This window comes from Exiguobacterium aurantiacum DSM 6208 (assembly GCF_000702585.1).
Taxonomy (GTDB): Bacteria; Bacillota; Bacilli; order Exiguobacteriales; family Exiguobacteriaceae; genus Exiguobacterium; species Exiguobacterium aurantiacum.
Genome location: NZ_JNIQ01000001.1, coordinates 471,609 through 482,500, shown reverse-complemented (window position 1 = coordinate 482,500; position 10,892 = coordinate 471,609). Strand labels below are relative to the sequence as shown.

Annotated in this window: 10 protein-coding genes (1 of these 10 only partly in view); 4 read left to right on the top strand and 6 right to left on the bottom strand. The window is 47.9% G+C overall.

Translation table 11 applies throughout. The features are described 5' to 3' along the window. From gyrA to dnaA, 6 genes are all read right to left on the bottom strand, one after another. On the bottom strand, nt 1–1,643 hold the 5' portion of the coding sequence (gene gyrA, locus P398_RS0102645) for a DNA gyrase subunit A (protein ID WP_029334005.1). It extends 928 nt beyond the left edge of the window; only the first 1,643 of its 2,571 coding nucleotides appear in the window; it begins with the start codon at nt 1,641–1,643; its stop codon lies off the left edge, out of view. 22 nt (nt 1,644–1,665) lie between these two features. Next, a complete protein-coding gene (gyrB, locus tag P398_RS0102640; protein WP_024371097.1) occupies nt 1,666–3,594 on the bottom strand; it encodes a DNA topoisomerase (ATP-hydrolyzing) subunit B in 1,929 nt (642 codons plus the stop codon). 55 nt (nt 3,595–3,649) lie between these two features. Continuing rightward, nucleotides 3,650–4,768 carry a DNA replication/repair protein RecF gene (gene recF / locus P398_RS0102635; RefSeq protein ID WP_029334004.1) on the bottom strand — a complete coding sequence of 373 codons (1,119 nt, stop codon included), beginning with the start codon at nt 4,766–4,768 and terminating at the stop codon, nt 3,650–3,652. Between the two features lies 1 nt (nt 4,769). After that, a complete protein-coding gene (yaaA, locus tag P398_RS0102630) occupies nt 4,770–4,985 on the bottom strand; it encodes a S4 domain-containing protein YaaA (RefSeq protein WP_024371095.1) in 216 nt (71 codons plus the stop codon). A 134-nt stretch (nt 4,986–5,119) separates the two neighbouring features. Then, complete coding sequence (gene dnaN / locus P398_RS0102625) at nt 5,120–6,259, bottom strand: DNA polymerase III subunit beta (protein ID WP_024371094.1); 1,140 nt, start codon at nt 6,257–6,259, stop codon at nt 5,120–5,122. A gap of 198 nt (nt 6,260–6,457) precedes the next feature. Then, nucleotides 6,458–7,837: a chromosomal replication initiator protein DnaA gene (dnaA, locus tag P398_RS0102620; RefSeq protein ID WP_024371093.1), complete on the bottom strand. Its 1,380-nt coding sequence runs from the start codon at nt 7,835–7,837 to the stop codon at nt 6,458–6,460. 781 nt (nt 7,838–8,618) lie between these two features. On the opposite strand from dnaA, the gene rpmH reads away from it, so the two are divergent. The 4 genes from rpmH to P398_RS0102595 all read left to right on the top strand — a co-directional run bounded on the left by rpmH (nt 8,619) and on the right by P398_RS0102595 (nt 10,885). Further along, entirely contained in the window at nt 8,619–8,753 is a 135-nt protein-coding gene (rpmH, locus tag P398_RS0102610; protein WP_015880216.1) for a 50S ribosomal protein L34, read from the top strand. 154 nt (nt 8,754–8,907) lie between these two features. Next, entirely contained in the window at nt 8,908–9,246 is a 339-nt protein-coding gene (rnpA, locus tag P398_RS0102605) for a ribonuclease P protein component (RefSeq protein WP_024371091.1), read from the top strand. Nucleotides 9,247–9,365: 119 nt separating this feature from the next. Then, nucleotides 9,366–10,226: a membrane protein insertase YidC gene (gene yidC, locus P398_RS0102600; protein WP_029334003.1), complete on the top strand. Its 861-nt coding sequence runs from the start codon at nt 9,366–9,368 to the stop codon at nt 10,224–10,226. Between the two features lie 116 nt (nt 10,227–10,342). Continuing rightward, nucleotides 10,343–10,885: an HdeD family acid-resistance protein gene (locus P398_RS0102595; protein ID WP_024371089.1), complete on the top strand. Its 543-nt coding sequence runs from the start codon at nt 10,343–10,345 to the stop codon at nt 10,883–10,885. The last annotated feature ends 7 nt before the right edge of the window (nt 10,886–10,892 follow it).

Here is a 10,892-nt window from a genome sequence, read left to right as displayed (position 1 = left end):
GCCGATAACAGACGAAGCACGAAGTCTTCATCGTTCGTCCCCATTCCTTGTTTCCCACGACCACCACGTCGTTGCGTCCGATACGAGTCGGTCGGAATTGATTTGATATAGCCTTCGCTCGTGAGCGTGATCATCATGTCACGAACCGGAATCAAGTCCTCATCCTCGAGCTCGACGATATCTGTGCGAATCACGGTACGACGAGCATCACCGTAACGTTCTTTGATTTCAGTCAGTTCGTTGCGGATGATATCGAGAAGAAGCTCTTCATCGCCGAGAATGGCACGGAGTTCTTCGATCAGCGCTTGAACTTCACGATACTCACCTTCGATTTTCTCCCGTTCCAACCCTGTCAATCGTTGAAGTCGCATATCAAGAATCGCTTGCGTTTGATCCGTCGAAAGTCCAAAACGGGCAATCAACTTCTCACGTGCCTCATCTCCAGTGCGTGTGCTCCGGATGAGTGCGATGACTTCATCGAGGTGATCGAGAGCGACGCGTAATCCTTCGAGAATATGCGCACGCGCCTCTGCTTTATCAAGGTCGAACTGTGTCCGTCGACGTACGACTTCTTTTTGGTGTTCGATGTAGTAGTAAATCGCTTGTTTGATGTTAAGTGTCTTCGGGCGTCCACCGACGAGGGCGAGCATGTTGACACCGAACGTCGTCTGCATTGGCGTCTGCTTGTACAAGTTGTTCAAAATGACACTCGCATTCGCATCGCGTCGAACTTCGATGACGACACGCATGCCGTTCCGGTCGGATTCATCGCGTAAGTCAGTGATGCCTTCAATTTTCTTATCCCGAACTAAGTCTGCAATCTTCTCAACAAGACGCGCTTTGTTCACTTGGTAAGGAATTTCATGGACGAGAATACGTTCGCGACCATTTTTCAACACTTCAATCTCTGCTTTGGCACGCATCGTGATCGAACCACGGCCTGTTTCATAGGCGCGACGGATGCCGCTCCGACCTAAGATTTCTCCTGATGTCGGGAAATCCGGACCAGGAATGTGTTGCATCAACTCAGCGATGGTGATGTCAGGATTGTGCGTAAGTGCGAGCACACCGTCGATTACTTCGTTCAAGTTATGTGGTGGTACGTTCGTCGCCATCCCGACGGCGATCCCACTCGTCCCGTTGACGAGAAAGTTTGGAAAACGTGCCGGTAAAACGACAGGCTCTTTCTCTTCCCCATCAAAGTTCGCTTGGTAATCAATCGTATTTTTACCGATGTCGCGCACGAGTTCCATCGCAATTTTAGACATCCGGGCTTCCGTGTAACGCATCGCGGCCGCAGAGTCCCCATCGACAGATCCGAAGTTGCCGTGTCCGTCGACGAGTTCATAACGATAGCTGAAGTCTTGAGCCATGCGCACCATCGTCTCGTACACGGCTGAATCACCGTGCGGGTGATACTTACCGATCACGTCACCGACGACACGTGCCGATTTCTTATGCGGCTTATCAGCCCGAATACCGAGTTCGTTCATTGCATAGAGAATACGGCGGTGGACCGGCTTTAAACCGTCTCGTACGTCCGGAAGGGCACGTGACACGATAACGCTCATCGCATAGTCCATGAACGACGTCCGCATCTCTTGGCTAATATTTATATCCTTGATATTTTCTTGTTCTGCCATTCGTTATTGCCTACCCTTCTGTTTAAATATCGAGGTTTTTCACGTAGTGCGCATGTGACTGGATAAAGTCGCGACGCGGCTCGACATTGTCTCCCATGAGCGTCTCAAAGATTTCATCCGCCTCGATGGCATCTTGAAGGTCAACCCGCAGCATCGAGCGCGATTCTGGGTTCATCGTCGTACTCCACAATTGCTCCGGGTCCATCTCACCAAGACCTTTGTAACGCTGGACGCTATATCGTGCATTTTCAGGAAGGCGCTTAATCGCTTCCTGCAATTCGCGATCGTTTTGAACGTATACGATTTCTTTTCCGTGCTTCACACCGTAAAGCGGCGGTTGGGCGATATATACGTAGCCGCTCTCGATGAGCGGACGCATGTACCGATAGAAGAACGTCAAGAGGAGTGTCCGGATGTGGGCACCATCGACGTCGGCATCGGTCATGATGATCAGTTTATGGTAACGTGCTTTCGATAAGTCGAATTCTTCTGCAATCCCGGTACCGAGTGCCGTGATAATCGTCCGAACTTCCTGGTTCCCCAAGATTTTATCGAGACGTGCCTTTTCGACGTTGATGATCTTACCGCGGATCGGCAGGATTGCTTGGAAGTGACGGTCACGACCAGACTTCGCCGAACCACCGGCCGAGTCACCCTCAACGATATACAGTTCAGACTTCGATGCATCTTTCGACGAACAGTCCGCCAATTTCCCTGGCAATGAACTGACTTCGAGGATGCCTTTGCGTCGCGTCATCTCACGGGCGCGTTTCGCCGCGAGACGGGCGCGAGCTGCCATCAATCCTTTGTCGACGATCAATCGACCGACCGACGGGTTTTCAAGCAAGAACTGCTCGAACGTATCCGTGAAAAGTGAGTCTGTGGCTGTACGCGCGTCGGCGTTACCGAGCTTCGTCTTCGTCTGTCCTTCGAACTGCGGCGATGGGTGTTTGACCGATACGATTGCCGTCAATCCTTCACGGACGTCATCACCTGACAAGCTGCCGTCGGCTTCTTTCATCAATCCGAAGCGCTTCGCGTAGTCATTGATTGACCGCGTAAGAGCCGTCTTAAAGCCGGTCTCGTGCGTCCCACCTTCATGGGTCGGGATGTTGTTCGTGAACGAGTAAATGTTGCTCGCGAACCCTTCGTTGTACTGAAGGGCAATCTCGACTTCAATTCCGTCTTTCGTCCCGTGAACGTAAACCGGTTCTTCATGAATCGATGACTTCGAGCGGTTCAAGTGCTCGACGTACGACTTGATTCCACCCTCGTAATGATAGTTTCGCTCGATCGTCTCGTCGCCACGTTCATCTTTGGCAATGATGCGCAACCCTTTGTTCAAGAACGCAAGTTCACGAAGACGTGTCGCTAGCAAATCGAAATCATACTCGAGCGTCTCTTCGAAGATGTCGCCATCCGGGAAGAAACGGACCGTCGTCCCTGTCTTGTCGGTCGTTCCGACAATTTCTAATTCGCCTTGCGGAACACCGCGTTTGAACGATTGGTAATAGACGTTTCCGTTTCGACGGACGAACACTTCTAACTTCGTCGACAAGGCGTTGACGACGGATGCACCAACACCGTGTAAACCGCCGGACACTTTGTATCCGCCGCCGCCGAACTTACCGCCCGCGTGGAGGACGGTAAAAATGACCTCAACGGCTGGACGTCCCGTCTTCTTCTGGATATCGACCGGGATCCCTCGACCGTCGTCCTCGACAACAATCGAATTCCCTGGTTCTACCGTCACAGTGATTGTTTCACAATGACCAGCGAGCGCTTCATCGATCGAGTTATCGACGATTTCCCACACCAAGTGGTGGAGACCTCGCGAACTCGTTGAACCGATATACATCCCAGGGCGCTTACGGACTGCTTCTAAACCTTCAAGTACTTGAATCTGATCGGCACCGTAGTCTTGCATTTGTTTTTCGTTTTCGTTACTCATCGGTTTTGTTCACCTACTATACATGAATTGGTGTTCGTCTTGATTGGTTCTACGTTTATACAGATTCGGATTCAACTTCTCCTTGTTTCACGTGAAACACTTTGGCTTGCTGAATCGTTTCATGGGCAATTCCATCGATATTCGTCGTCGTAAGGATGGTTTGAACTTTTTTCCCCATCGTGTCGAGCAGATGGGTTTGGCGATGGTCATCGAGTTCTGACAAAACGTCGTCTAACAATAAGAGCGGGTACTCCCCGACTTCTTCATGAATCAGTTCAATCTCCGCTAGTTTTAAAGACAAGGCCGCCGTGCGTTGCTGACCTTGTGAACCGAACGTTTGGACGTTTCGATCGTTCACGTACAATTCGAAGTCGTCGCGATGAGGACCGAACAAAGTCACCCCTCGTCTTCGTTCGTTCTCTCTTATTTTATCAAACTTTTGTCGATACGTTTCAAACATCTGTTCTTTCGTGTGACGTTCTTTTTGGAACGTGTCCGATACGTACTGAATCGTCAGCGTCTCTAGGTTTCGCGTGATGCCCGCATGAATCGGTCCCGCCCATTTTTCGAGTTGATCGATAAAGTGGTGCCGTCTTGAAACGATTTTCACAGCGACTTCAATCAACTGATCGGTTAGGACTTCGAGTAATGTCTCATCCCCGCCTTTAATCGATAACTGCTTTAACAGGGCGTTCCGCTGCTTCAACGTTTTTAAGTATTGATTCAAGTCATGCAGATACACCGGGCTGACTTGACCGATTTCCATATCTAAAAATCGTCTTCGGCCTTGCGGGCTACCTTTAACGATGGCAAGGTCTTCCGGAGCAAACAAAACGACATTAAATGCACCGACGTAATCGCTAAGTCGTCGTTGCTCTAGATGATTCAGCTTCGCTTTTTTGCCTTTTGAGGAGAACGTGAGCGACTGTACCGTCTCACCTGTCCGTTTATGGATCCGACCCTCGATGAATGCGGAATCGGACTCCCATCCGATCAACTCACGATCTTGTGTCGTCCGATGCGATTTGGCCAGTGCAAGTACGTAAATCGATTCGAGCAGATTCGTTTTCCCTTGGGCGTTCTCACCGATGAGAACGTTCGTCTGATCTGAAAAATCCAGCTCGAGGGTTTCGTAGTTGCGGTAGTTTTGCAATCGGATCGACATTAAACGCACGTTAGTTGCCCTCGATTTGGAAATCTCCGAAGCCTTCGACTTCGATCTTATCTCCGTCACGGAGCTTACGCCCGCGACGTTGATCCACTTCGCCGTTCACTTTAATTTGCACGTCTTCCAAGAAAAACTTTGCTTGGCCTCCGCTCGAGATGATATCCGCTAACTTCAAAAATTGTCCGAGTGTTACATACTCGGTTGTAATCGACACTTTGTTCATGTCGTCACTCCCTTTCTTTCATACTAATTACAAAAAATCGCCATACTTATTAGTTTATCGAAAAACGTCGAATAAGGCAAAAACGGGGATGATAAGGCAAAGTACCTTATCATCCCCAATCCGGTTCGTCACGGTCACGATGTGCGAACTGGCAAAATCAACTGGAGGACACTATCTTGTTCGACCGGGCGTAAAATAAACGGACGCATTGAACCGGTGAATTGAATCTCGATCTCAGAAGCATCAAGGGCGCGGAGTGCGTCCATGACGAATTTCGAGTTGAACGAGATTTTAAGTTCTTCCCCTTCAAGCGATAAAATGCTGACACGCTCGGACACTTTTCCGACTTCCGGGGAATGCGAGCTCACTTCAACCGTCGTCGCTTCTTCGGCAACAAACTTGATAACGTTATTGCGATCAGCCCGTGCGAGCAGTGACGCGCGATCAATCGCCTGTAAGAAGTCTTTCGCGTTCAGACGGACTGCAGTTCGATATTCTTCCGGGATCAAGCGTGACGTGTCTGGATATGCACCGTCCAACAGACGCGAGAAGAATGAGATGTTTTTCATGCGGAATAAGATTTGTTGATCCGTCAAGACGATCTCGATCGGCAACTCTTCACGATCGAGCAACTTGGCTAGTTCGTTAAGCGAGCGTCCTGGGACGACAACGTTTTGGAACGTCAAATCATTATCCGTCTCGAAACGGGCACGGCGAAGTGCCAAGCGGTGACTATCCGTCGCGACACATGTGAGGAACCCTTTTTCAGCGGAGAAATTCACACCCGTCAAAACTGGTCGTGTTTCTTGTGATGAAACGGCGAAGCTCGTTTGGCGAATGATCGTCTTCAACAAATCAGCCGGCAAATAGAAGCGGCGGTCACTTGCGAGCTCCGGGAGGCGCGGGTATTCGTCAGGATCAAGGCCGTTCAAGTGAAACTCGGCTTGTCCTGATTCGATACGCGTCATAAAGTTCGGTGACACTTCGAGCGTCACTTCATTCGTTGGAAGCTTCTTGACGATTTCCCCAAGGAAACGAGCGTTTAAGACGACACTGCCGGCCCGTTGGATTTGGATGAGCTCGATGCCACCTTCTTCAATTGGAATCAAACGCTCAATCGAAATCTCAGTATCGCTACCTGTGAGGGTTAACCCATCCGCATGTGCTTCAAGCTTCAATCCTGTAAGAATCGGAATCGTTGTCCGTGAAGCGACAGCTTTTGATACGTCTTGTACGGCTTGCATGAATACATCTCGCTGAATCGTTAAGTGCATGTGGATAATTCCTCCTAAGTGAAATGAGTCGTAGTAGTTAATAATAATAGTATTATTTAAGTCATAATAGTAATAAGGGCTGTGGATAGTGGGGATAAGTGGCTTTAACCACTCGTGTTGAGCCATTTCGCCTGTGAATAACCTGTGGATAACTGAGGTTGTTTATCCACAGGTTATCCACATCGTTTTAAGTCGATTTTAAGACAACGCCTTTTTCAACGTTTGAATCGTCTCTTGCATCTCCGGATCATGTTTTAACAACGTGCTAATCTTCTCGTGGGCGTGAATCACGGTCGTATGATCCCTTCCTCCGAACTCTTCCCCAATTTTCGGTAATGAACTCTCTGTCATCTCACGTGATAAGTACATTGCGATTTGACGAGGGAAAGCGAGCGTTTTCGTTCGTTTTTTCGCTTTTAGTTCATCGACTTCTATATTAAAGTGGCGTCCGACAATCTCTTGGATGTCCCGAATGACGATTTTTCTCGCTTCTTGGACCGGCATGATGTTGTGCAGCGCTTCTGCGGCAACATCAGGGTCGATCGGACGGCCGACGAGTTTCGCGTAGGCAACGACGCGGGTCAACGCTCCTTCTAGCTCACGAATGTTCGTATCGATTTGATTGGCGATATACAGCATGACCTCGTTGGAAATGTCGAGTCCTTCGGCTGTCGCTTTTTTCCGTAAAATCGCGATTCGTGTCTCTAGGTCAGGCGGCGTGATATCTGTGATCAGACCCCATTCGAAGCGTGAACGGAGACGGTCTTCTAATGTCGGTATTTCTTTCGGTGGTCGATCGCTCGAGATGACGATTTGTTTCTGGTCATTGTGGAGCGCATTGAACGTGTGGAAGAACTCTTCTTGCGTCTGTTCTTTCCCAGCTAAGAACTGAATGTCATCGATTAATAAGACATCAATATTTCGATAGCGGTTACGGAACTCTTCTGTCTTGTTATCCCGAATTGAATTGATGAACTCATTCGTAAACTTCTCAGATGAAACGTAAGCGATTCGGGCTCCTGGCTTCTGCCCTTTCACATAGTGACCGATGGCATGCATGAGATGGGTTTTTCCTAATCCAACGCCTCCATAAATAAAGAGCGGGTTGTAGGCTCTTGCCGGTGCTTCAGCGACAGCGAGCGAAGCCGCATGGGCAAACCGGTTGCCGGAACCGATCACAAACGTCTCAAAGATGTACTTATCGTTCAATTGTCCGAGACTTGCTTCCTCTTTTGATAGAACTGGTACGGGCTGTTCTTTCGTTTCCGTGACAGCAATCGTCTCTTTCAATGGCAATCCGTCAGCAGGTGCATACTTATGTGCTTGTGACTCCTCAATAAAATGAATTTCAAGCTTATTGTTCGTCACTTCTTCGACCGTGTCTTGCAACAAGGATAAGTATTGACGTTCGAGCCAAGTCACGATAAAACTGGCTGGCGCAGATACGACGAGTGTCGTCCCCATCAATGAAATCCCTTCTGTCGACTTCAACCACATGTCAAAACTTGCTTTTGGTGTGCGTTCTTCTTCTTCGATCAAAGACAGAACGTTTCTCCAAATCTCTTGAGCATTTTTCAATGAAAGACCTCCTTTACCGTTTATATTGGCGAAACTTATTCACACGATATACACAATCACTATTCTATAGTACATACTAGGATTATCCACAGAGAACAAAAACTGTGGATAAAGTTATCCACACGGTGTTGATGGTGGGGATAACAGTTATCCACAGCCTGTGTATATCTTGTTATGACTGAAAGTTCATCCACAAGTTTGTGCACATTCAGTTTATCAAAATAAAATAGACGTGGCAACGCTTTTTGATATTTATCCACAGACTAAGAAAATAATCCACAGGCACTTATCCACATGCTGTGTATATTGTGGATAAACTGTGGATATGTTGTGGATAAACGACTTAACAGGAATTCGCGATGTAAAAAGTTATACACAAAAGAGGGAGAAGGAAATGTGAATAACATTTTTGTAAGAGAGGAAAATGATAAATTTAAAAAACGGAGGATAAGTTTGTTGAAAAAAGAGGAGTTATTCACATATAAGTGTGGATAACTAGCAAATCATGTGGATAAAATGGCTTAGCCATGCTATTTGTAAAGAAAGCGCGAGCGTTACTGTAAACATTGTGTCAATTTTCGGCTACCAACTAAAGCAAATGGTGGTAATCGTTCCCCTCGCCTACTCAAATGGATCGATCGAGCTGGTGCTTGTGGTGGATCATGAAAACCTGCCGAAAATGGATTGACATTCTAAGTCACAGTTTATATAATCTTAAAGACTGCCTTAAATGAAACCATAACTTGCTAATAGAGCGTTAACCTTGAGGAGGTGCTTAACCATGAAACCAACGTTTAACCCAAACAACCGTAAGCGTAAAAAAGTTCACGGATTCCGTGCGCGTATGGCGACTAAAAACGGCCGCAACATTCTTGCAGCTCGCCGTCGTAAAGGCCGCAAAGCCTTGACTGTCTAATAACGATCACAAGATTGCCTAGGGATTTATCCTTGGGCAATCTTTTTTTTGTCACACAATCAAGTTGAAAAAGCTGATTCGCCCTCGTTGAAACGAATGGGATATGGTATGATGTTAGTTGACGATTTTTGAACCGAAGGATGGAGTGAGAATTTTGAAAAAAGAATACCGTTTGCAAAAGAATGAAGAGTTCCAAGCGGTGTTTCGCGAAGGACGCTCCGTGGCCAATCGTCAGTTTGTCGTCTACACGCTCAAAGCGGATCAAGCGCATTTTCGGGTCGGGCTTTCTGTCAGTAAGAAGTTAGGAAACGCCGTAGAACGAAACCGGATGAAACGGTTGATGCGTGAGTCGCTTCGCCTACTTGAACCGAACGTGGCGCCGCACAATTACGTCATCATTGCGCGTAAACCGGCAACGGCTTTGTCGCAAGATGAAGTGACGGAAAGCTTGAAGCATGCCTTTAAGCGGGCTAAAGTTTGGAAGTCAAGATAAGTCGAACGTCCACTGCAATCCGGACTCGTTCTTTCATATATAACGTAAACTAACCAAGATTGACCGATAGACGTGAGATGAAACAAAAAAGAATCGATACAGAAAGTGTAGGAGGAACTATGAGCAAACAGCTGAAATTAGGATTGTTAGCCGTTATGACTGGTGCCATTTTGTTAATGGCCGGTTGTGTCGACCCTTCGACGATCCAGGGAGAGCCGATCACGGCTGAGACAGAAGGCTTTTGGGCGAAATACTTTGTTTGGCCCCTTGCATGGTTATTGAAAGAAGCTGCGTACTTGATTGGTGGTACATGGCAGTATGGGTATTCGATTATCGTCGCGACGATCATTGTACGTCTATTAATTTTGCCGCTCATGATCAAGCAGACGAAGAGTATGGGTGCGATGCAAGTATTGCAACCGGAAATGCTGAAGCTTCGTGAGAAGTACAGCTCGAAAGACCAAGAGACACAGCGTAAGCTACAAGAAGAAATGATGAAAATGTATCAAGAGTATCAAATCAACCCGCTTGCAGGTTGTTTGCCAATCTTGATTCAAATGCCGATCCTTTTCGCGTTCTACGATGCGATCCGTCGGACGCCGGAAATCTTTGAAGCTCGTTTCCTCTGGTTCGACCTCGGGGCACCAGATCCGACGTTCATCTTGCCGATCCTTGCTGCGATTTTGACGTATGCGCAGCAGAAGATCTCGATGGCAGGTCAAGAACAAAACCCGCAATTGAAAATGATGCTCTACATCTTCCCGGTCATGATCTTTGTCATGTCGATCACGCTTCCGGCTGCCCTCTCGATGTACTGGGTCGTCGGCTACATCATCTCGATCATCGTGACGATGGCGATCATGCTCCCGATGCGCGAGAAGATGAAAGTGCAAGCTGAAGCGAAAATCGCGGCGAAAGAAGCAGAACGTGCCGCCCTCGTGGAAGAAGAAAAGAAGAACAAAAAGAAAAAACGTAAGTAATGCCAAAAGGCTGTGAATCCGAGATTCACAGCCTTTTTTTGTGTAGATATAAGATCCCCAAAGGCGGGAATAGGAGAAGGACGGGCTAAACGCATACGTGGAAAGGAGTCTTTACGATGGAGACGCTCATCAAACGGTTGGAACGCTCGACACTTCTGCAAGCAGGTATCTATCTTTTAATCGGGCTGTTTATTTTATTGAATCCTCGTTTTTTCTTTGACGTCATCGTCTACGTCGCCGCCGGTTATTTGGCGGTCCTAGGGTTGTGGGCCGTCTTTCAAGGGTTGCGTCATAAACGTGCCGGCCTCCCCCCGTCTTTCTTTATGGGCATCGTCTACTTGTTACTGGCGCTCATCGTCTATTTCTTTGCTGAGACGCTCGCAAGCTTGTTGCCGATATTCATCGGGTTGCTATTCGTATTCGGGGGCATCATTCGCCTCATCCAAGCTGTCGGTTACCGGCGGACGATGGCAGACCACTGGATTTACTTCTTCGTGACGAGTCTGCTCTGGATTGGCATCGGACTCCTCATGTTGACGAATCCGTTCAGCAGTTTGCTCGTCTTGTTCCAATTGTTCGGTGGATTTTTGATCGCCGTCGGAATCATCGAGTTAGTCCTCTACTTCACGCTACGTCGCACGAGACGCGAAGCCATGTGAAACGAGC

What these genes read in the sequence shown, in the direction of transcription:
- gyrB (WP_024371097.1), bottom strand. Translation starts at nt 3,594, where the DNA reads ATGAGTAACGAAAACGAAAAACAAATGCAAGACTACGGTGCCGATCAG.
- yaaA (WP_024371095.1), bottom strand. Translation starts at nt 4,985, where the DNA reads ATGAACAAAGTGTCGATTACAACCGAGTATGTAACACTCGGACAATTT.
- dnaN (WP_024371094.1), bottom strand. Translation starts at nt 6,259, where the DNA reads ATGCACTTAACGATTCAGCGAGATGTATTCATGCAAGCCGTACAAGAC.
- rpmH (WP_015880216.1), top strand. Translation starts at nt 8,619, where the DNA reads ATGAAACCAACGTTTAACCCAAACAACCGTAAGCGTAAAAAAGTTCAC.
- yidC (WP_029334003.1), top strand. Translation starts at nt 9,366, where the DNA reads ATGAGCAAACAGCTGAAATTAGGATTGTTAGCCGTTATGACTGGTGCC.
- P398_RS0102595 (WP_024371089.1), top strand. Translation starts at nt 10,343, where the DNA reads ATGGAGACGCTCATCAAACGGTTGGAACGCTCGACACTTCTGCAAGCA.